The organism is Chryseobacterium tructae (genome assembly GCF_030409875.1).
Lineage (GTDB): Bacteria > Bacteroidota > Bacteroidia > Flavobacteriales > Weeksellaceae > Chryseobacterium > Chryseobacterium tructae.
Map to the genome: position 1 here is coordinate 2,504,920 of NZ_JAUFQR010000001.1, position 23,277 is coordinate 2,528,196.

General features: G+C 35.0%; 14 protein-coding genes and 3 pseudogenes. 7 read left to right on the forward strand and 10 right to left on the reverse strand.

Going from position 1 to position 23,277, the window contains the following annotated elements; translation table 11 throughout:
- Positions 1-83: 83 nt before the first annotated feature.
- The 6 genes from QWZ06_RS12415 to QWZ06_RS12440 all read right to left on the reverse strand — a co-directional run bounded on the left by QWZ06_RS12415 (position 84) and on the right by QWZ06_RS12440 (position 6,573).
- Positions 84-2,279: a B12-binding domain-containing radical SAM protein gene (locus tag QWZ06_RS12415; protein ID WP_290298422.1), complete on the reverse strand. Its 2,196-nt coding sequence runs from the start codon at positions 2,277-2,279 to the stop codon at positions 84-86.
- A gap of 454 nt (positions 2,280-2,733) precedes the next feature.
- Positions 2,734-3,486 carry a hypothetical protein gene (locus QWZ06_RS12420; protein ID WP_290298424.1) on the reverse strand — a complete coding sequence of 251 codons (753 nt, stop codon included), beginning with the start codon at positions 3,484-3,486 and terminating at the stop codon, positions 2,734-2,736.
- A 54-nt stretch (positions 3,487-3,540) separates the two neighbouring features.
- Positions 3,541-3,774, reverse strand: coding sequence for a DUF4870 domain-containing protein (locus QWZ06_RS12425; RefSeq protein WP_290298426.1), 234 nt, complete (start codon positions 3,772-3,774; stop codon positions 3,541-3,543).
- A 217-nt stretch (positions 3,775-3,991) separates the two neighbouring features.
- Positions 3,992-4,249 carry a LytR/AlgR family response regulator transcription factor gene (locus tag QWZ06_RS12430; protein WP_290298427.1) on the reverse strand — a complete coding sequence of 86 codons (258 nt, stop codon included), beginning with the start codon at positions 4,247-4,249 and terminating at the stop codon, positions 3,992-3,994.
- A gap of 14 nt (positions 4,250-4,263) precedes the next feature.
- The gene (locus QWZ06_RS12435; protein WP_290298429.1) at positions 4,264-4,725 is read right to left on the reverse strand and encodes a LytR/AlgR family response regulator transcription factor; all 462 of its coding nucleotides are present in this window, start codon (positions 4,723-4,725) and stop codon (positions 4,264-4,266) included.
- A gap of 3 nt (positions 4,726-4,728) precedes the next feature.
- Positions 4,729-6,573 (reverse strand): sensor histidine kinase, encoded by a 1,845-nt coding sequence (locus tag QWZ06_RS12440; protein ID WP_290298431.1) that lies wholly within the window; start codon positions 6,571-6,573, stop codon positions 4,729-4,731.
- A gap of 378 nt (positions 6,574-6,951) precedes the next feature.
- Here QWZ06_RS12440 and QWZ06_RS12445 point away from each other — a divergent pair, with 378 nt between their 5' ends.
- From QWZ06_RS12445 to QWZ06_RS12455, 3 genes are read left to right on the forward strand one after another with little or no spacing between them, the layout of a single operon-like run.
- The gene (locus QWZ06_RS12445; RefSeq protein ID WP_290298432.1) at positions 6,952-7,413 is read left to right on the forward strand and encodes a hypothetical protein; all 462 of its coding nucleotides are present in this window, start codon (positions 6,952-6,954) and stop codon (positions 7,411-7,413) included.
- 55 nt (positions 7,414-7,468) lie between these two features.
- Positions 7,469-9,028 (forward strand): hypothetical protein, encoded by a 1,560-nt coding sequence (locus QWZ06_RS12450; protein ID WP_290298434.1) that lies wholly within the window; start codon positions 7,469-7,471, stop codon positions 9,026-9,028.
- A 17-nt stretch (positions 9,029-9,045) separates the two neighbouring features.
- Positions 9,046-10,734 (forward strand): tetratricopeptide repeat protein, encoded by a 1,689-nt coding sequence (locus tag QWZ06_RS12455; RefSeq protein WP_290298435.1) that lies wholly within the window; start codon positions 9,046-9,048, stop codon positions 10,732-10,734.
- A 218-nt stretch (positions 10,735-10,952) separates the two neighbouring features.
- Here QWZ06_RS12455 and QWZ06_RS12460 read toward each other — a convergent pair whose 3' ends face one another.
- The 3 genes and pseudogenes from QWZ06_RS12460 to QWZ06_RS12470 form a co-directional block, all read right to left on the reverse strand.
- Entirely contained in the window at positions 10,953-11,837 is an 885-nt protein-coding gene (locus QWZ06_RS12460; RefSeq protein ID WP_290298437.1) for a DMT family transporter, read from the reverse strand.
- 76 nt (positions 11,838-11,913) lie between these two features.
- Positions 11,914-13,184 (reverse strand): annotated as a pseudogene (locus QWZ06_RS12465) (aminotransferase class I/II-fold pyridoxal phosphate-dependent enzyme).
- Between the two features lie 80 nt (positions 13,185-13,264).
- Positions 13,265-14,301, reverse strand: a pseudogene (locus QWZ06_RS12470) (PLP-dependent cysteine synthase family protein).
- Between the two features lie 222 nt (positions 14,302-14,523).
- Between QWZ06_RS12470 and QWZ06_RS12475 the strand changes: the two are divergent.
- The 3 genes and pseudogenes from QWZ06_RS12475 (at position 14,524) to QWZ06_RS12485 (ending at position 20,233) form a co-directional block, all read left to right on the forward strand.
- A pseudogene (locus tag QWZ06_RS12475) lies at positions 14,524-18,007 on the forward strand (glycosyltransferase family 117 protein).
- A 90-nt stretch (positions 18,008-18,097) separates the two neighbouring features.
- The gene (locus tag QWZ06_RS12480) at positions 18,098-19,585 is read left to right on the forward strand and encodes a DUF8728 domain-containing protein (RefSeq protein WP_290298438.1); all 1,488 of its coding nucleotides are present in this window, start codon (positions 18,098-18,100) and stop codon (positions 19,583-19,585) included.
- A gap of 120 nt (positions 19,586-19,705) precedes the next feature.
- Complete coding sequence (locus tag QWZ06_RS12485) at positions 19,706-20,233, forward strand: DUF1697 domain-containing protein (RefSeq protein WP_290298440.1); 528 nt, start codon at positions 19,706-19,708, stop codon at positions 20,231-20,233.
- Between the two features lie 112 nt (positions 20,234-20,345).
- Here the strand turns inward: QWZ06_RS12485 and QWZ06_RS12490 are convergent, their stop codons facing one another.
- Entirely contained in the window at positions 20,346-21,929 is a 1,584-nt protein-coding gene (locus QWZ06_RS12490) for a Na+/H+ antiporter (protein WP_290298442.1), read from the reverse strand.
- 523 nt (positions 21,930-22,452) lie between these two features.
- Here QWZ06_RS12490 and kdsA point away from each other — a divergent pair.
- Positions 22,453-23,262, forward strand: a complete 810-nt coding sequence (gene kdsA, locus QWZ06_RS12495) for a 3-deoxy-8-phosphooctulonate synthase (RefSeq protein ID WP_076351837.1) — start codon at positions 22,453-22,455, stop codon at positions 23,260-23,262.
- Positions 23,263-23,277 lie beyond the last annotated feature (15 nt).

The window sequence follows — 23,277 nt, forward strand, 5'->3', positions numbered from 1 at the left end:
ATTCATCTGCGTTATCAGCAAAATCAGCGCGAGAAAAAAAAAAATCATTAATTAGAAAATCCCTGAGAAAAATCATCACAATTTTACAAACTCAAAATCACCCCATTTTCCTTCAATTGCTGCATCGGTTTTGAGAACCAAAACAATTCAAAATCTTCAAAATTCTCCTCAAATTGAGTCTTAAGTTGTTGAGCTGTAGGTTTTTTCTGATTGTCTATAGAGTGTTCTTCCAGAATAGTCATCAGCCATTCCGCTTTGTCCTGTTCCATTTCAACCTTTACAATATTGGTTTTTAAATGAAATGTAAGAAGCGTATATGTACCAGAATATTTCTTTTTATTTTTTACGCGATTCTCAGCGATTACATTTTTGGTTAAAAAGACAACTTTTGAATTGGCCTTAAATTTAAAATCTTCATCCTCCAGTAAGCTATCGTGAATATAATCGGGATGAATGGTTGTTCTCGGAATTTTAAAATCAAACCATTCCTGAAGGGGAAGTTCAAAGTTGATTCCGTGCATATAGTTGAACAAAGATTTTTTTAAACCTGAACTAAATTTATCATGATTGATTCCGGTCTTGTCTGTAAAATCGATATCATTATTAGCAAATAGGATTTCCTGTTTGATTGGAGTAACTCCAAACTCTTCTGGGTTCAATCCAACAGGCGAATGGGCGGTCATGGCGAACTGATGCCAAAAACCACTTTGTAAAATTCCCATTTCAAATAACTGACGAATCATTTCCATGGAGTCAATCGTTTCCTGAATGGTTTGTGTTGGGTAGCCATACATCAAGTAAGCATGGATCATAACTCCGGCTTCTGTAAAATTTCTTGTCACTTTTGCAACTTGTTCCACAGAAATTCCTTTATCAATTAATTTTAATAAACGATCACTGGCTACTTCCAATCCACCGGAAACGGCAACACAACCTGAAAGCTTTAATAAATAGCATAAATCGCGGGTGAAGCTTTTTTCAAAACGAATATTAGTCCACCACGTAACCACGAGATTTCTACGAAGAATTTCAAGGGCAACTTCTCTCATTAAGGCTGGTGGCGCAGCTTCATCTACAAAATGGAAGCCGGTTTCACCTGTTGTCTTAATAAGTTCTTCCATTCTGTCAACCAGAATTTTGGCGGAGATAGGTTCGTAGATTTTAATGTAATCTAAAGAAATATCACAAAAAGTACATTTTCCCCAATAACATCCGTGAGCCATGGTTAGCTTATTCCATCTTCCATCACTCCATAAACTGTGCATTGGATTGGCAATCTCAATAACTGAAATATATTGATCCAGCCTTAGATCCGTATAATCCGGAGTACCAATATCTGCCTGCTTATAATCATGTCTTTTGGTGGTGTTTTTATAAACAACTTCATGATTTTCAATTAAAAATGTTCTCTTATATTCAGATTCTTTGTTGTGTTCAGGGTGACAAACATTTTCACACAAAAGTTCAAGAGGAAGTTCACCATCATCCAACGTTATAAAATCAAAAAATTCAAATACTCTTTGATCTTTGATTTCTCTTAATTCTGTATTGGGAAAACCACCACCCATTGCAATTTTAATGTGTGGAAAATTTTTCTTTATAAACTGTGCACATCTGAATGCTGAATATAAATTACCAGGAAAAGGAATCGAAAAACAAACTAATTTAGGCTGAATCGTTTTTATTTTTCCACGAAGAATGGTTAAAGTAAAATCATCGATAAATGTTTGATGATCAGATAACTTTGAGTATAACTCATCAAAGGAATTAGCACTTTTACCAAGACGTTCCGCATATCTGCTGAATCCGAAATCAGCATCAATATTTTCAACAATATAATCTGAAATATCTTCCAGATATAACGTTGAAAGATGCTTTGCTTTATCTTGAAGTCCCATATTTCCAAAAGCAAATTCCATATCGTCCAATTGGTTGAAACGGGAAGCTTCCGGAAGAAAATTCATGCTGCAGATCTGTCTTGCCAGCGTTGGGCTTTTCCCTTGTAAAAAAGGAATAACCTGATCGATGGTTTTTAAATATTCTTCTCTTAGTGCATAAATTCTCTGAGAGTTTTCAGAAATATTCTGAAGGTCAACTTCTTTATTGAAAACCTTTTGCAGTCCACCTTTTGAAAATAGCTCCAAAATAACATCTATTCCCAAATCGATCTGATAACTGGAAATATTTTTAGTATTTAAAAACCCTTTAATATAAGCTGTTGCCGGATAAGGAGTATTAAGTTGGGTAAAGGGCGGAGTAATAAGAAGTAGGTCTTTCAACAGAAATTTTTTGCAAAGTTATTCTAAAGTTTTTTTAGAAAAAAATTTTTTGCTCTGATTATAAACAGGGTTGAAATAATACCTTCCTACTTTAAATTATTCTATCACAGGTCTCACAGATTTTGCAGATCATCATATAGTGTTAGAGTACTATTACATAATGAAAAATTCGTGCATTCGTGGCAAAAATATCTGCCACGAATGCACGAATTAAATAGCCTAGGTGTACAAATTTTCAAGTAAGCTATTTGGATTTTGTTTTGACACAAAGTTTTTTATAACTAAGCTGAATATTTCAAGGAAGCAAAAGATGGAATCAATTTCATTGATTCTAATTAAGCGAGCGCATAGTCATACAGCTTCTTCAAAGACGAAGTCGGTTACTTAGCTCTCTAAAATAAAGCATTAGAATCATTTTAGCTTTACGTTTTTAAAAAACTATAAAAATAAAGAATTATTTAAATACAGTATCAGCAGGGTTACTACTGATGAAATTAAGAAAAGATTCCTCGTCGAAATATCCATTTTCATCTATAATTTCAGGACATAAGAATTCCGCCTCATTAGAACCATCCAAACTTATATTTTCAATAAATTTTCCTGCTTGTCCCTTAATTTCATTGTGCAGACTTATTAGATATTTTGAATGTATACTGCCTTCTGCAACTGTATAGTGCCCATTTTCTGCAATAAGAGAAGTTGTAATATCTCCAGCAGCATACGTTTCATGATCATTTGAAGATGCTCCAAACAAAATATCAGCGGAAAGTGATCCAGAGCAGTAAAGAGAACCGTTTACGATGATATGTTTAGCGTTGATATTTCCTAGGACAATAAGGACAATGTAGTCTTCAATAAAAAGATCTCCGGAAAGGTGAATATCTTTATCAAAAAGAATGACTTTATATCCTTCTCCATCTTCGGTTACTAAATCAAGTGTGGTTGAGACTTCATTTTCTGCAAAGATTATTGTAGGAAGTTCATCTTCATCTGGTTGTAAAGAAGTTGTTTTTATCTTTTCAGCGGTTTCTTTATCCAGCATTTCAAGAAATTCTGAAAGATCTTCTTCATTGAAAGACTGATCTCCAAACAGGGTAAAATCCAAAGTGGAAGAAACTGTGGAATAAAAATCTTCTGACTGATTTTTCAGACAGGTATATAGTTGATCCTTTGTGAGTTGTTGTAATTCTTTCATAAACTTAGCCATATCGCACCTACTTTCTAAAAAATAGATAGATGCAATATAAGCAGATAAGTTTTGTTATGCCAGAAAGCCAAATTGATTCTCAAACATTTTTCCTACTATCGGAATAGGTTTCTTTTGTTCATTGGCCGCATTAATGATTCCGAATACCCATAAGATCAACAGAATCAATCCTATATAATTCAAAAAAGATAAAGCGGGAAGAATGGAAATTATAATGGAAAGAATAACATTTACAACAACGCTTAATAAAAAAAAACCTAAACCTTGCTCCAAATGATAATTGGCCAAATCACTTTTATGACTTAGATCTTTGTTTTTAATATAGGCGATAATCCATCCGATAATGGTTACATAACTTAAAATAGAAATTGTTTACTGTTCATATTGAATATTTTTTGCCAAAAGTAGAACAGTAACTACCATCTATCAATAGTTGATTGGTCAATGGCAACTTTGAATTGGTATTCGGCAGACTCTGAAAGGAAATGATCTCTTAATGATGTTATTATTCCTTCATCAACTTGAAAAAAGCATCCTTTTTGGCTCTTGATATCGGAATACTGGCTCCATTTTCCATTTCAATCATTCCTTCTCTGGAATAGCTAATAATATAATGAGTATTGATCAAGTAAGACTGGTGTACCCGAAAAAAATCAGGCGGAAGAAGGATGTTTTCATAATTTTTAAGAGGCTTGGAAATCATAATTTTTTTTCCATCGTTCAGATAGAAAGTAGTGTAAGAGCCGGAGGTTTCACAATGCATAATTTGACTAAGCTTTACGACATGCATTGCTTCCTGAGTAGGAAGAATAATTCTTTGTGGAGTTTCGTCAGATTATTATTGAGTTCACGTACTTGCTGTTCTTCAAGGAATTGCTCCTTTAATCCTGAAATTCTATCAATGGCTGCTCTGAGTTCTTCAGCATCAATAGGTTTTAACAGGTAATCCAATGCACTGAATTTGAATGCCCGAATAGCGTACTCTTCATAAGCCGTGGTAAAAATTAAATGAAATTTTCGGTAAGAAATCTGCTGGAGTACATCGAACCCTGTTCCATTTTTTAACATAATATCCATGAATACTAGATCGGGTTGCAGTCGATCAATCAATTTTGCCGCTTCATGAGCATTTTCGGCATAACCTATGATCTGTATTTTACTTGAAGCAACCATTTCCAGCATAATGGATAATGCTTCCCGTAAATGATATTCGTCTTCTATGATTATGGCTTTATACATACTTTACAATATAGGAATATATAAGGTTACCAGGCAACCTTGTTGCCCATCTTGAGCTATTGTGAGTTCTCTGACTTTAAGCTTAGCACTGGAATTATTTTCGAGCATCAGAAGCAACCTTTCATCTGTAATTTTGGTAGAAAGAGAACTATGGGAATCATCTGTTTTTTGCTTTCTGGAAGCACTAAGTCCAATTCCATTGTCTTTAATAGTACAGATAAGAAGATTTTCTAATGGTTTTTCTTCAAAAGTGATGAATAATGCTCCTTTTTGAAATGCTTCTAACGGTTTAAGCCCATGTTCAATTGCATTTTCAACAAATGGCTGTATTAAAAGAGGCGGAATATGAAGCTGCTGATCTATAGAATCATCACATTGTATCTGGTAATCAAAGCTTTGATTTAAACGAAGCTGCTGGAGTTCGATATAGTTTTCCAAAGTTAGTATTTCTTCTTCCAACGTAATAGTTTCCATTCGTGATTGTTCCAGGACTCTTCTGCTCAGTTTGGCAAATTTGCCAAGATACAATAGGGCTAGGTCGGTATCCTTTCTGAGAATCATTCCCTGGATATTCCCCAATGCATTGAAGATAAAATGAGGATCCATCTGAGATTGTAATAATCGTCTTTCAAGAGATAATTTTTCTGCCAAATTTTCCAACGTTTCCTTTTCTAAAAGCTCCATTTTAAGTTCATTATTGGCTTGTTGTTGTTGAAGAAAATCTTCCCTTTTTTGATGGTATCGTTGACGGAAATAGTAAGACCGATACATAAAAATAAGTCCAATAAACAACACTGCAGAAATTCCATATCCCAGTAACTGATTCTGTTTCTGAAGTTTATTTTCTTGTTCCAGTTGTTGAATACGGGCTATTTTCTTTTCCGATTCATATTTGGCATCAGCATTCTGAAGAATTTGTTGAGTTGATTCATCGTATTTTAGTTTGTTATATTTGATAAAAAAGGTATCATACTCAAGATAGGCTTTGTAATCTTTCTCTTCTGCTGCAATATTTTTCAGACATTCATAAAATGCTGCCAAAAGATAATTGTCTTTGTAGGGAAGATTCTGTTGATAAGAAATTCCTTCTTTAAAGAGACTTTCAGCCATTCTGTAATCTCCTTTTGATACATAAAACTGTCCCCGTAGTCCCATCGAGCTTCTGTATACGCTTTTAATTCCATATTGTTTACCAATGACTAAGGCTTTTTCTAAAGCAGACAGAAACGATTTTTCATCAATAGGCTTTGGGTCATTCATATATAAAGCTGCGAGATTGATATAAGCAACTCCAATGTTACTTTTACTATCTATTTTTGCTTCATTTTTCTCTATGAAAGCAATGGTTTGTATAAAAAATGAAAGAGCTTCCTGCCAACGATCAGTTTTTCCAGAAGCAATGAGATCAGAAAGATAATTGCCTACTGCCAGTCTTGCATGGAGAATGCTTTCAGGGTTTCCGGATTTTTCTGCATAAGAAAGCCCTTCATCAGCATATTTTTTAACTTTTTCGGGAGAATTTGGTGAGAAGAGATAAGAAATATCTGCGCCAAGTTTAGCAGATTGGTCGTAACTCTGTATGGTATTAAATAAGGCATAAGCTTCCAGGAAAAATGTGAGAGCTTTTGATTTATCATCAGTATATGATTTGAGATAACCCATTGCTGCATTAGCAAAAGCTTTAGCACGATTGCTTTTTAAAGACTTGGCAATGTCATAGGACTTTTCAGCATATTTTGTAAATTCCTTGAGATGAAGAAGACGTTTATGAGTTAAGGCCAAATAAGCACTGCAGATGGCTTCATCCTCTTTACTTTCTGCTTTTTGAGAAGTTTGAAGAGCTGTCATCTGCATTTTGAGACTTGCTGATGAATCGGTAAACCTTTTAGAATACCCTTCACTGGCTTCTCGTTCTACGGGCGATATCTGTTGAGCTTTTATAGTATTTAAAGAAATCAAACAAAATAAGAAGCAAAATAAGAGTCGGGTTATGTCGTTTTTTTTGATCATGTTCATTGATAGGCAGAGCTAAATTATACATTGTGTAAGACTTGGCAAAATAGCAATCGGTTTAGAATGCTGATTTTAATAGGAAATATGAATCCAATTAAACACTTTGCCGCTAATTTTTCACCAAATACCAATTCAAAATGTATCAATACCAATTGATGCTGGCAGATACACTTTTGAATATTTAATCTTGTATAGAATATAAATACAATAGCCATGAAAACTATATATAAATTCCTGACTTTCCTTATTTTATTTTTACCTGCTAAGATCCTGCTTGCCCAACAGACAGATGAAAAGCGTATGAAAATTGAAGTATCTGTGAAGGATGGGAAAAATCAAATTGTTTCTGTGATCAAGTCCTATACAATATCATATAATAGAACTTTAATAACCCCTGAGAATAATAAATCGGGAGAGACCAAAGCATTTTATATATCATTGGATTTTGAAAAGCAGGATATTCCTTTTTTAAGAGCGTTTGTTCAAAATAAAACAGGTTTGGACGGGCAGATTACGGTCACGGATACCTATGGGAAACTGCCACCCCGAAAAATTGACTTTCAAGCTGCCACAATGGATGTCATGAACGATCAGGCAATGGGAGAATATACAGGTATGTACATGAATCTGAGTTGTAATGTTCTTACTATTGATGGGCTGAAAATCGCGCATTAAGTCTCACAAATGATGAAAAAAATACAATATACTTAATGCATTAAAAATTCCTGAAATGAGATATCTGCAGTTTAAAGATATTAAACATAAGTTCCCTAAAGACAGTTGGTTATTTTGGCGGAATGAAAAGCATAATGGTGAATTTGATGAAGATTGGGTGATTTATATTGATCGTAATATAGAGGTGCAGAACTTAAATCTGGATGATCCTTTTAGTACTTTTGAAATAATTGAAAATCTGGATGAAATAAATCAAGAAGGCTGTCTTGCTATTCTTATTGAAGGAAAACTTACCGCCAAAAATATCTATAACCATGAATCTGATGGTTCTATCTGTCTGTGTGTATTAGGAAGTCTTGAAGCCAATAATATGATTGTTGGCGGTCAGGAATTATACATTACCGGAAATCTAACAGTGGATGATTGCTTTTGGGGAAATTATAATCATGGGGATCTTATTGTAAAAGGTAACACAAAAACTAAAGTTTTTATAGCGACAGAAGGCTATCATTATGATTTCAAAAAAGAAAGAATGGCTGCTGAGTTTTTCCTTTGTGATGAAGAGGAAGAAGATGGAATTTTTGATCGTACATTTCCTGCAGCTATTTTCCCTGAAGAAATTTTATATACAGAAGATGAAGTAGAGGAAGAAGATCTTTTTACCTGGAATGCCTGGCTTTCACGTTCTACAGCCATTAAAATGTTGGAAGAAAACCGTTCAATTTTAAATCAAAATATCCAAATCCTTTCAAAAGAAGAAGAAAAAGCTATCGAGCTTGCTTCCATTCCAAAGTATTTTGAAAATACACGATTTAATGATTCTATTTCTTTTCTTTTCCAGCTGGATAACTTTCATAAGTTGTTGAAAATTGTGGAATTACATAAGGAAGAATATCAATATTATACTTTTGAAGAATATGAAGTGCAATTACATCCTGATTCCGAAGATGGCCAGGCTCATGTGATGTTTACCCATCCATCAGGTTTTATATTTTTCATCTGCATTATAGGGGATGAAAATAATAGGGAAGTACTGTCTGCAGTATATCGTGAAAATGAAGAAGCTTCGTTCATCGATGTTTTTCATCCGGGGACTTCCATCCATTATCGGACTCAATTAGATATTATATGGAATGATCTTCTCACAAGAGCTGAGCGTGGCGCTTACTTTTATAATAAATTTTTGGAGACTGTTAGTCCCTCAGAAATTCTCAATTATCTGAATCTTGCCATGGTTCAAGAAAAGTACAATGATTATAAGGATTCGGATAAAAATAACTTTTGGTATAGTGGTTATTGTTTCCTGATGCGTAGACATGGTGAAAGAGGGTTAGTAGGAAGTCTAGATATTGGAAAGGAGAGAGAAGCCGAAATATTTGATATGAGAACCTATTGTTTCCGTCCGAATCAACTCGAAAATCCTCAAAAGTGTGACCTTTTTTATGCTTCAAGTCAGGAGAATCTAACCCATGACAGTTATTCAGGTGATGGAGGCGTATTCAGAGTATTTCTTTACGATTGGGAGCTTTTCAGAGAAGCAATAGAATGGTATCCTAAAATAGGAAGAGCTTTTACAACTATGAATGAAGAATACCTGGAAGAAAAGAATATATAAATCTATAGACAAATACTGTGAATACATTACATCAAGAAGCTCTTGAAGCATTTCGTCAAAAAAACTATGCTGTAGCTGCTAAAAACTGGATAAAAGGACATTTCCTTCCGGATAACAAAGAAGAATTAAAGGAAATCTATCTGGTGGCAAATTCTTTACATGAAACTTCTCCTGATGCTGATCTTTGTGCCATATTAGGAATCATTGCTCTGGATCATTATGAAGTATTTACGAGTAATCGTGAAAAGGCTCTTCTTCAGTGTATAGAATGGAGTAAACAGGGCATTAGCATTAGCCCGAATCATCCTTGGTGTCATCGTCATGCCGGTTCTGCCTTCTATTGGTTGAATCAATGGGAAGAAGCAGCTCCTTATTATGAAAAAGCATTATCACTGGTGCATTCTCCAACTTTGCAGATAAGATTATTCATGATAAAAAATAAAGGAAACTCTAATCCCGATTTTTTGTTACTGGATGTAGCTCCTGAAACTTCCGAAGCAATGGAGGCCTATAATGCCGGTGTTGAAATCAATAGAATTCTCAACCAAAACCCTCAGACATCTGAGTTTGAAAAGGAGAGGCTTACCCAGTTGAAAAGAGATTGTTATACTGTAGCTTATCGTCTTTATCATAAAACATTGGTGGAAAGAAGCGGAGACCCCTACAATGAAGATCCTCATACCTTTGCGATGTGCTGTAATAATTTAGCAGCAGAATATATCAATCAGGAACAATATGATGAAGCCATTACTGTGACTACAGAAGGAATGAAATTCAGTTATTTTATGTATATTCTTCAAAACAGATTTAATGCCCGCTTAGAGGCTGGGTATTTCGAAGAAGCTATTGCTGATGGAGAACAGTTCATGGAAGATTTTATAGATGATATGGATTCTGTAACCTATTTTAACAGTATAGATCAGCTTTGTTATAGTTATATGGAATTGAAGAGGTATGAGCCTGCAATGAATTGGATTAATGCAGGGTTGGAAAGTTACTATGCATTAGATACCACAAATTCTTTATTGGCTCATCCGGAAATTGTACGATGTTTTACTAATTTTTATATTCATAAAGCTAAAATTGAAGAACAGACAGGCATAAAACCGGATACAGATACCGCATCAAAAGAAGCAGATCATATTTTGGAGGAAATGCCGGACAATCCAAGTATATTAATCAGCCGTTCCAATATTTTTTTAGAAGAAGAAAATTATGCAAAAGCGCTGGAATGTCTTCAGTATGCTGTACATTTTGCATCAGAACAAAATAAAGTAAGATCTATGCAGGTGGCTTTATACAATATGGGATATATTCAGGTAGCGAAACTTGGGGACGAAACATCCGCATTTGAAAGCTTTGAACAGAGTATTGCATTAGGCAATGAAGATTTTTGGTGTTATTACTGGGCGGTTCACTGCGGTTATCATCTGCAGGAGAATGAAAAAACGGTAGCATATGCATTGCAGGCTATCCAGGCTCTACCCCAACAAGAAGGGGTGACCAAAGATATTATAGCGGAAATTTATGAACATTTAGGAACAGCACAATTAGACTTAGCTCAATATAATGAGGCAACAGAAAACCTGAAATTATCTTTACAATACAACCATTCGCCCATCGCTGAAGAGAATCTGAAAACTGCTGAAGCAGAAAATAAACGCAATAATTCCGGAGGATTTTTCAAAAAGATATTTGGGAAATAAGGAGGAATGAAGCTGGAGGCTGGAAGAGGGAAGTCGTCGAGAACAGCAGAAAGACTATTACGTCTTCTTTCACTTTTCGAGAGTCGTTTATCATAATTTTATTGGTTATCCGGCAAATAGAAACTTCCAGCCTCCATCTTCCTGCTCCCATCCTAAAAAATAAAACCCCGCAGAACGTCTGTTCTCCGGGGCTATTTTTATAATTTACTTTAAACTATCTAAGCGTGGGCTATATTTTTCCGATCTGAAATCACATTCATGATAACTCCCAGCAGAATAAGCGTAATCCCAATCAGTAAGTTGGTTGTAAATTTTTCATTAAACATAAATACACTTACCATGACAGCCACTACAGGTTCCAGTGCACCTAAAATCGCTACTGGAGTAGAGCCAATACTCTTAATTGCATAGACCAAACATAAGCTGGAAATAACTGTAGTAAGGAACGCAAAAATAAGGAAGTTAACAAAAATGCTCATTGAGGGGATTACAAATGATTGATGCCCAAGAACAGACTTGCTCATAAAAAACAAGGAAGTAAAAAGCATAGAGTAGAAGGTAAGCTTAAACCCTGAAACTTTCAGTTTTGATTTGTTGACAATTACCATATAAAGCGCATAGAATAATGAACTGAGCATAACGATTCCCAACCCTGCAAAATTGATCTCAAAACCTGTTCCTTTCAGACATAAAACAATGACTCCGGCAAAGGCAAGAAATAATGAAACAATAGACAGTTTGGTCAATTTCTCTTTATAAAAGAAAAACATAATCAAGGCAACGATCACCGGGTAGATGAACAGAACTGTAGAAGCTATTCCTGGAGTAAGAAAATCATAGCCTATAAACAGAAATTCAGAAGAAAGAGCATAACATATTCCAAGAATAGCTAGTATTAAAGCTTCTTTTTTATTGATTTTAAAATTTTGTTTAGAATAAATGAGATATCCGCCCACCATTATGGCTGAGAAGAAAAACCTGTAGAACAAGGTAATATCCATTGAAAAATGAGCCTGCTTGATCGGCAGGATAAAAATCGGAATCAATCCATATGAAACCGCCGACAAAATACCCAATAAATAACCTCTAAGTTTTATTTGCATTGTATAGTTTTAGTTTTTAAAAACAAAAAACCACTGGATCCATTAGATCAGTGGTTTTTTTTATTTTGTTTAAAGATTAGATCGGTTTGAAACTTAATCCTTGTTCCTGCAGTAATAATTGTTCCTGCTCTTTATAGTAACCACTTACCAGTTTATCATGAATCCCTTCAAATGCGGCCAGAGTTTCATTAATCTCTGCATCCGTATGAGAAGCGGTAGGAATCAGTCTTAAAAGAATCATTCCCTTAGGAATGACCGGATATACTACCACTGAAGTAAAGATCCCATAATTTTCTCTAAGATCTTTTACTAATAGAGTCGCTTCTACAGGAGTTCCCTGCATCATTACAGGAGTTACACAAGTATTGGTGTCACCAATGTTGAATCCTCTTTCTTTTAATCCGCTCTGTAGTTTTTCTACATTTTCCCAAAGTTTAGCTTTGATCTCAGGTCTTGATCTCAACAACTCTAACCTTTTTAAACCTCCGATTACCATTGGCATCGTAAGAGATTTTGCAAAGATTTGTGATCTTAGGTTAAATTTCAGGTATCTGATGATTTCTTTGTCACCCGCAAGGAATGCTCCGAAACCAGCCATTGATTTTGCAAAAGTAGAGAAATATACATCAATCTGATCATTACAGTCCTGTTCTTCACCTACACCAGCTCCGGTTTTACCTAATGTTCCAAACCGTGAGCATCATCTACTAAAAGTCTGAACTGATATTTTGATTTAAGTTCGCAGATCTCTTTAATTTTTCCCTGCTGACCTCTCATTCCGAAAACCCCTTCGGTAATCACAAGGATTCCCCCTCCTGTTTCTTCTGCTACTTTAGTTGCTCTCTGAAGGTTTTTCTCAAGACTCTCCATATCGTTATGCTTATAGGTAAATCTTTTACCTGCATGAAGTCTTACCCCATCCACGATGCAGGCATGAGAATCCATATCGTAAACGATAACGTCGTTTCTGCTTACCAAAGCATCAATGGTAGAAACCATTCCCTGGTAACCGAAATTCAATAAATATGCTGATTCTTTTTGTACGAAGTCTGCCAATTCTCTTTCCAATTGAAGGTGCTGATCTGTTTCACCAGACATCGCTCTTGCTCCCATTGGATAGAACATTCCGTATTCTGCAGCCGCCTTTGCATCTGCTTCTATTACTTCAGGATGGTTACATAATCCTAAATAATCATTGGCACTCCAGAAAATTACTTCTCTACCTTGAAACTGCATTCTCGGGCCAATAGGACCCTCTAATCTTGGGAAAATAAAATATCCTTCTCCGTAATCTGCAAATTGTCCAAGAGGTCCTGGATTTTCTTTTATTCTTTCAAAAATATCCAACATGTATCGTAATTTTTAATTAAAAAAGCCTTTCTTGTAGAACACGCAAAAGGCTTTATTATATCGTGATTTTATTTGTTCTATTTAATAAACTCTGTCTTAAAGACTTCGTCATAATTGTGGACACAGTTGTTAACAAATCCCTGCTCGGCCATCCACTTATCACTATATACTTTAGTGATGTATCTTGAACCATGGTCAGGATATATTAAAACAACCATATCATTTTCAGTTAGTTCATGGGACTTTGCATATTGTATAAGTCCCTGAGTCACAGCTCCTGTAGTATAACCTCCCATAATTGCTTCCTTTAAAGCAATTTCACGAGTTCTGTACGCGGCCATTTCATCATTTACCCTTACAAACTCATCTACCTTATCGAAAGAAGAGCGGAAGGGATCAAATTTTTTCCCATTCCCTCAATCTGATAAGGATGTACATCTTCCTTGTGAATCTCACCTGTCTCGTGATAGCTTTTTAATATAGAACCATCTGCATCCACCCCGATAATTTTAATATCCGGGTTTTTCTCCTTCAAAAACTTTGCTGAACCAGATAAAGTACCTCCTGTTCCGGTACAAGCAAAAAGGTGAGTGATCTTACCTTCTGTCTGTTCCCAGATCTCTGGACCTGTGGTCTGGTAATGGGCATCAATATTCAGTTCATTAAAGTACTGATTGATGTAAATAGAATTGGGAGTTTCCAAAGCGATTCTTTTCGCTACTTCATAATAAGATCTTGGATCATCCGCAGGTACATTGGCAGGACATATATAAACAGTAGCTCCTAATGCTTTCAGATAAGCAATTTTCTCAGGTTTTGTTTTGTCGCTTACTGCGAGAATACATTTATACCCTTTGATGATACATACCATGGCAATAGAAAATCCAGTATTTCCGGATGTAGTTTCTACAACTACAGAATCTTCTTTCAATAAGCCTCTTTCCTCTGCGTTCTCAATAATATGAAGTGCGATTCGGTCTTTGGTGGAATGTCCAGGATTATATGATTCTAACTTGGCATAAACGGTTGCTGGAATATCTTTTGTAACAGTATTTAGCTTCACCATAGGAGTGTGTCCTATTAGGCCAAGAATATTATCGTAAACATTACTCATTATTTGTTATTTTCAATAAAAATCTGACTGCAAAAATACAAAAAAATAAATAATTACTAAACTTTTGTTTGATTTCTAGGGCATCGTTGTGTAAAAAAATATTTTCTTGTTTACAGTATTAGCAGGAGTTTAATCGCAAATTCTAAGCCAAATTTTTAAAATTTGTTAAAAACAATATAAAATAATATAAAAGCCTTATTTTCGCATAATTGATTTAATACTATGAAAAATTGGACTTTTAGGCAATGGAACACCGTTCTAGGATGGGTGATTTTCGTCATTGCGTTTTTCACGTACTTGTCCACAATAGAACCCAATTTCAGTTTTTGGGACTGTGGTGAGTACATTTCTTCTGCAGTAAAACTTGAAGTAACGCATGCTCCCGGAGCTGCTTTATTCCAGATAGTGGGTGCCGTGGCAGCCATTTTTGCATTAGGGAAAGGCGAAAATTACTCCATCGTAATCAACGCGATGTCTGCATTGTTCAGTGCGCTGACTATTTTATTTTTGTTTTGGACGATCACTCACCTTGTGAGAAGATTACTGAACAAAGATTTTGAAGAAATTACAAAACATCAGGAAATTTCTATCCTGTTTGCCGGAGCAGTAGGAGCACTTTGCTTCACGTTTTCAGATACCTTTTGGTTCTCGGCAGTAGAAGGTGAGGTTTATTCTATGGCTTCTATGTTCATCGCGCTTTTGGTCTGGTTGATTACGAAATGGGAAAACGAGTATCAGGCAGCAGACAATGAGAGATGGATTATCCTTATTTTCTTCGTTTTAGGACTTTCCGTTGGGGTACACATGATGTGTATGCTGGCAACTCCTATGGTATGTCTTGTATATTATGCAAGAAATTACAAGTTTACCTGGAAGAATTTTATCTGGGCAAACCTTATTACATTAGGGATTTTGATTGTTGTTTTCAAAATTATTTTCCCTTTGATTATGACCATGTTTGGAAGATTAGAAATTTTCTTCGTCAATGGTCTTAACCTTCCTTTCCATTCAGGAACTATTGCAGCCTTTATTATAATGGTAGCAATCTGCTATTTCTTGATTAAGTATGCAAGAAAAGCAAAAAAGAATATCTATCAAACGGCTGCTTTATCTGTAGTTTTCATGATGATTGGTTTCTCTTGCTGGATGGTAATTCCAATCAGAGCGAATGCTAACCCACCGATGAACCTTAATGATCCGGATACGGCCATTGGGATGTTAGATTATTATAACAGAGAACAATATGGTGACTGGCCAACCATCTATGGACAGAACTATACGGCTTTCCTTGATGCAACGGAATTCAAAAGAATGAAGACGGAAGCTTCAAGACAAAAAAGACCGGAGAAATCTACGAAAAAGATGAAAAAACCGGAACCTACAGAAAGACAGGAGACCGATTCAATTATGTTTTCAGCCAGTCTCAGGTGAGCTTAATGCCAAGAATGTTTAATGAGGATAAAGATGTAATGGCTAACTACATTTCGATGTACGGAGCTCCAGATTTTACATTTAATTATGCCAATGAAGATGTGGCAGATAACCCTCAGGCTAAACAAATCTTTGATGAATTGAGAGCTAAATATGAAGATAAATCCATTACAGCAGCAGACTATTTAAAGGTAAAACCTTATAACCTTATTAATGTTCAGAAGCCTTCATTGCTTCAGAATATGGATTACTTTATTTCTTTCCAGAACGGATATTACTTTGTAAGATACCTGATGTGGAACTACGTAGGGAGACAGAATGACCTTGAAGGAAACATGGAAAGCACAAAAGGAAACTGGATTTCAGGTATTCCGTTTATTGATAATGTAAATGTAGGAAATCAGGATAAAATGCCTGCTAAATTCAAGAATGAAAGTACAGTTGCATTTTTCTTCCTTCCGTTAATTTTAGGATTAATTGGATTCTTTTTCCAGTTAAACAGAGATTTTGGAAGATTCTACGCACTATTATCTTTATTCATTATTACAAGTGTCGGAATTATTTTCTATACAGGAGTAAAGCCTTTTGAACCAAGAGAAAGAGATTATGCAATGGTAGGATCATTCTATGCCTTTGCGATTTGGATCGGATTGGGAGCAGGAGCTATTTTATGGTTTGTACAATCTAAAGTAAAATCTAATGGTGCTAATATTGCACTTGGAGTTGTATTATTAGGGGTACCTTTTATGATGGGCTTCCAGAACTATAATGTTCATAATAGAAGTAACAGATATACAGCGTATGATTATGCCTATTCAGTGTTAAATCATTACCAAAGAATGATATTTTATTTGTGTATGGTGATAACGATACGTATCCGGTTTGGGCTATCCAGGAAACGGAAAGATTCAGAGATGATGTGAAAGTGGTTAACTTCACTCTTGCTTCAACACCTTGGAACCTTGATCAGGTAAAAAGAAGAACCTACAATGCAATGGGAATCCCAAGTGAACTGACTCATGAAGATTACAGAGATGGTGTAAATGACCAGATCTATATGATGAAGAAGGAAGATTGGGAAGGGGTTTTCTCTATGCTGAAAGAACAAGGAGTTCCGGATACAGAATTCAAAGACTTCAGAAAGTATCTTACACAAGATTCTTTAACCCTGAAAGATGCGATTAAGTTTATCAAATTCAAGTCTCCTGAAAAAGATCAGTTATTGAAAATGTACTTTGGAGAAGAGAAATATGAAAAGTATAATATTCTTCCGGTAAACAAATTTATCCTTCCTGTAAATAAAGAAAATGCTTTAAAAGCTGGAATTATCAATCAGGCAGATCTTCCGAATGTAGCGAATCAGATCATGATTACTTACAAAGGAAATACCTTATATAAAAACAACCTGATCCTAATGGATTTATTGGCGAATTTTGATTGGAAACGCCCAATTAACTTCTCTTCAGGAGGCATTTATGACAGTGAAAACATTTTCTACCTTAACGATTATCTTCAGTTTGATGGCTTCAGCTACCGATTGATTCCAATCCAGACACTCCCATCAGCTGACGGAGATATGGGAAGAGTAGATGCTAACAACCTTTATAATGTAGTGAAAAACTTCAGATGGGGTAACTTTAAAGATCTGAGTGCTCACTTTGATGAAACGGCAACGTCTAACATCATCAGCTACAGAATGTCAGCAAGCAGAGCTGCTTCAGCATTAGCATTAAGCGGACAGAAAGCAAAAGCATTAGAGATCCTTGATCTTGCAGCAAAAGAAATCCCTGCTGAAAAATACAATGATCCACGTTCATTAAGCTCAATTGTAACCGGATATATTATTGCAGGACAAGAACAGAAAGGATTACAGCTTGCGGAAGTTCTTAAAAAAGGAATCTTTGATGAGTACGACTATTACTTAAGTCTTTCTAAAGCAGATCAAAGTTACTTAAGAAGACAGATGAGAACAAAACCAATGGAATATTCTCTTGTTGTAGCCGCAGTTACTGATGCTTATATGAAGATCGGACAAAAAGAAAAAGCATATGCTTATCTGGTAAAATCCATAGAGCCGATTGATAAAAAATTCAATGCTTTTGTAAAGGAACTTCAGCAGATGGGCAAAGAGAAAGCAATGAAAGAATCTGAAGATGTTCAAAAGATCACACCATTCTATCAATATTTATTTGACGTTATGGAACCTTTTGATTCAACTTATTCTAAGGAAAAAGAAAATCAGATTACTTCAGCAATTATCAAAGCAACACAGTAAAATACTTTTAAAAACGGAACTTCGGTTCCGTTTTTTTGTTATTGGAAGTCCTGAATTTTAAGATTATATTTGTGGAACTAAAAAAGCAGAATGGCTGAAACACAAAAAAGCAAATTCCCAATATATGCCGTAATTGTTACGGTAGTTTTTAAACTTCTTTTCTTATTAACGCATTACATTCAGGAGGATGCTTTCATTACCTGGAGAGTAGCTCAGAACTTATTGGATTACGGGGTAATTGGTTTTAATGGTGATACTAAGATTTCTGCTTCTACCACCCATTTGTATGTTTTTGTGTCTTATATTTTCAACCTTATTTTTGGGAAAGAACATTTTATTGAACCTCTTCTGATTTTTAATTCCATATTGTTTACAATAGGAACACTATTCTTATCTCATTTGGTTCTTAAAAATCCTTGGCATAAAGCTATTTTTATCTTTTTAATTGGAATTCTGCCTCCAGCCATCAAGATTTCAATCCTGGGAATGGAGTATGGAATTTTGTTCTTCCTGGAAATGTCTTTGTTGTACTATGGCTTCCATAAAGGGAAAAAATGGGTATTGACTCTTCTTCCTATCCTGATCATGTTTACAAGGATTGACACGGTTATTTTCCTTGGAATAGTGTTTCTTGTTGACTTATTTTGGAACAGAAAAATCAGATGGAATTATATTTTTGGCGGAGTTTTAGGGGTTCTATCAACCGTCGCTTTCAATTGGTTTTACTTTGGAGAAGTCGTTAATAACACCATTACTGCTAAAAAATTACTTTACGAACAACAATTTACTTTCGGAGAACATCTTGATTATTTCATGGTAAGTTTTGGAAACTTCTGGGGAATGCTGAAGGTTCCGGGAGTGTTTAATCCCATCACTATTATTGTTCTTATTTTTGAATTACTTTGCTTTATTTACCTGATCAGACAAAGAGAAAAAAGAAATTATTTCTTATGGATAATTTTTATTTTCGGTTGGGCAAAACAGATCATTTTTATCTCTCAAAAAAGCTTATTTGATTGGTATTATTGGGTTCCTCAACTTCTGCTTTTCGTTCCGGTTCTTATCTTTATTCTGGAACAGAAGGAGAGAAGAAACTTATGGTTGTCCCTGCTTGTTATATTCTATATTGTTCCTATGTTGGCTTTCCAAACGATTCATTCTATTGCAACAGGAAATGGAGAATGGAATTATCGTAGAACGATTGGGCTGTTCTTAAATAAGTATGAGAAAGATAAAAATCAGTGGATTTTATTGGAACCTGCAGGCTATGTACCTTATTTTTCCGGACTAAAAACCATTGATGAAGTAGGCTTGGTAGATAAACAAATTCAGAAAGAGATCAAAAAAGATAAAACGAATTATTGGATCAATACGGTTAAAAACAGAAAACCAAAATATCTGCTTTCCTATCAGAATCTATATGAAGGAAAAAATGCAGATTATTATCAAGCTCATTATAAATTATTGAAAGAATTCAGAGTAAAAGATCACCTGAAAAGTGACAACAAAATATTGGAAAAGATCTACAATCTGAAACCTTCCGGAACAGACTATAATTTGTACATCAGAGTTGACTAAAAGATTAAAAATTAAAGAGTAGATTGATAAGGAATGAATAATTTCACTCTAAAACTCTAAAACTCTAAAACTCTAAAACTCTAAAACTCTAAAACTCTCAGCCTCTAAAACTTATAACCTATGAAATATTGTGCTTTTCTCCGCGGTGTCAACGTTAAAGGAACGAATATGAAAATGGCAGATGTTTGCCAGGTTTTCAAAGATGCCGGAATGAAGGAGGTAACTTCTATACTGGCTTCCGGAAATATTGTATTTTCCTCTGATAAAAATGCTGACGAATTAAAAAAAATTCTGGAAAAAGCAATGTCTACCCATTTTTCCTATGAAGCTTTTTTGTTCATTAAATCTAAGGAGGAAACTGAAATTTTCTGGAATAGTATTCCTTTTGAAAAAAATGGAGATCTTCACATTTATAGTTTTGTCGGGATGTCTGGTGTGGAAAATGTTTTGATGGAAGAATTTGAAAAGGCAGCTCAGGCTGAAAACGAAAAAGCGGAAATTGTGAATGGTATATTTTATTGGCAGGTTCCAAAAGGAAATACATTGGATTCTACATTCGGAAAAGTTTTGGGAAAGAAGAGTCTGAAAGATCAGATGACCAGTAGAAATGTCAATACATTTGAGAAAATTCTGAAAAAGATGGAGTAGTTCTAGTCTACAATACAAAAATTCAATAGGAACGGGCTTTAGCCCGTTCTTTTTAATATAAGCAATTCCATAGGCTTTAGCCTAAAATATCCATAATCCTTGTCTCTTATATTTATCCTAATTTCAATCGTTCTTCCTGAAGATCTAATAAATATAACTGCTTGCGGATGAGTTCTTCGTTAATATCTGGGTCTTTGTTCAGTTCAGAAAGATATTGGCGCTGTGCTTCGAGCGATTCTATATATATGTTTTTCGTTTCTTCGTTCATCCATTCATCATCATCAGCTTTTTCATTTTTTTCCCAATGCATCATCATCTTTTGGAAGATCACGTTATTTTGTAAATGGCCGTTATCATACTTCTGCTTTAAAAATTCATACATTTCTTTTCGCAAACCTATTTTTATTTTTTTGTCTTGTTCTTCTTCAGAAGAATCGGTAAGTAGTCGAATGTCAAATACTTTAGATTTTGTAATAAAATAAGGCAGCGTAAGTCCCTGTACTATAAGGGTGAGGAATATGACTACAAAGGTCATAAACAGAATAAGATTCCGTTGCGGAAATGCTATACCATTGTACATGACCGGTATTGATAATGCTGCAGCCAATGATACTACACCACGCATACCCGTCCAGCCCATGATCAATGGCACTAAATACGCCCGTCGCGGAATTTCAGGAGGCAGTAATTTCTTTCTGAAAGTAAAAGTGGCTATCTGAGCAATATAACAACAAATAATACGGGTAACAATTAATACAACCGTGACCAATACACCATAGCCGATGGCTGTACCTAAAGGAATACCTTCTGCTCTTAGGCCTTTTACAATGTCAGGTAATGTTAATCCAATAATAAAAAACACAATGCCATTGAGTAAAAAGATAAAGCTTTCCCATACACTTACCGCTCTTAAACGGCTACTGCTGTTTAAAAAGATAAGCCATTTATTAGAAATATATAAACCTCCCGCTACTACTGCCAATACACCCGAACAATGTACCTGTTCTGCAATCCAATACATTGCATACGGTTCCATTAGAATTAAAACAATATCCGTAGGGGCATCAGTGGGCAGAAGTTTATGCATCTGTACAAAAATCCATCCCAACAATAAACCAATGCCTGTACCACCAATAATCATCCATAAAAAGCTGACCGTGGCATCCTGCCAGATAAACTGACCCGTACCTACAGCTATCAAGGCAAACCGGAAAATAATAAGGGATGATGCATCATTTACAAGGCTTTCACCCTCTAGTACAGAAGTAAGTACTTTTGGAATTTTTACAAACTTTGTAATGGCAGCAGTACTTACAGCATCAGGTGGTGATACTATACCTCCTATTAAGAATCCTAAGCCAATGGAAAAGCCAGGAATAAAATAATTGGTTACAACAGCTACTGTAAGTGCGGTAATAAAAACTACCGGGAAGGCAAAGCTGCCAATCATTCGCCACCATTTACGCATTTCTTTAATAGATGTAGCCCCTGCCGAAAAAAATAATAATGGGGGAAGAAACACGAGAAAAATTAAATCGGGTTTTACAGATATATCCGGTAATCCAGGAATAAACCCAATTAACAAACCTCCTATTACTAATAGTATGGGGTAGGCGACCTTAAGTTTTGTAGCAAGCATATTGAGCAATACAATTGCTGTAATCATTATCAGAAAAAAAGGAAGTAATGTATGCATACAATTTTATACCCAATATAAGTTATGATCTGCTGTATATCTTGTTAAATATAATAAAAATTAACTATGAGTGATCGTTTATAGTTTCCACTTTATTATTTATTATCAAACGATAAGGTCAAGAAATGGTTAGCGTTTTCTTTATTGATTACGAGGGGGATAGCGGATTGAAGAACTGTGTAGTTCTTTTATTTTAAATCAAAATTCGATTGGTTTTAGTCAAAACCTAAAGTACTCCATTATACTTTTCATTCCGTCAGGAATCCAGCCTTAGATCTTAAAAATATAATGTTTAGATTTTTTCGGAATAACAAGCTGGATATTGAAAAATAAGAGGGAGTTATATCATTGAATACCCTCCAGAATTTTAATTAAAACTTAACCTACTAAAATGCAGCCTAATCAAAATATAGCAATTCCCCTCTCTAAAACTCTAAAACTCTAAAACGAAAACGTCTCCTCAAATAATTTCCATTTCTAAAACTTTCTCAGTATTTTTACTGAACTTTTTAATAACAACAAAATGATTCAGTATTTAGATAATATTCAGCACAAAGATTCAAAAAACTTTTTCCTTATCGCAGGACCTTGCATTATTGAAGGAGAAGATATGGCATTGAGAATTGCTGAAAAAGTAATCAACATTACAGATAAATATAATATTCCTTATATATTCAAAGGGAGTTTCAAAAAGGCAAACAGAAGCCGTGTAGACTCTTTTACAAGCATCGGAGAGGAGAAGTCTCTTGAAATCCTTAAAAAAGTAGGCGAAACTTTCAATATTCCTACCACCACGGATATTCACGAAAATGAGCATGCAGCATTAGCCGCACAATATGTAGATGTTCTTCAGATTCCTGCATTTTTGGTACGCCAGACAGACTTATTAGTGGCTGCAGCGAAAACAGGAAAATGTGTGACTCTGAAAAAAGGACAGTTTCTTTCTCCGGAATCTATGAAATTTGCTGTTCAGAAGGTGACGGATTCTGATAATCAGAAAGTAGCGATTATTGAAAGAGGAAATTCTTTCGGATATACAGATTTGATCGTAGATTATAGAGGAATTCCTACCATGAGAGAATATGCACCAGTGATTTTGGATGTTACGCATTCATTACAACAGCCTAATCAAAGCTCGGGGGTAACCGGAGGAAGACCAGATCTTATTGAAACTGTTGCGAAAGCAGGAATTGCAGTAGGAGCGGATGGAATTTTCATCGAAACTCACCCAACACCCGAAACTGCATTATCTGATGGTGCCAACATGCTAAGACTAGATTTATTAGAAGATTTATTACAAAAATTGACAAGAATTAGAGAATCGATTTTGTAATTGTTAAAAAAACAT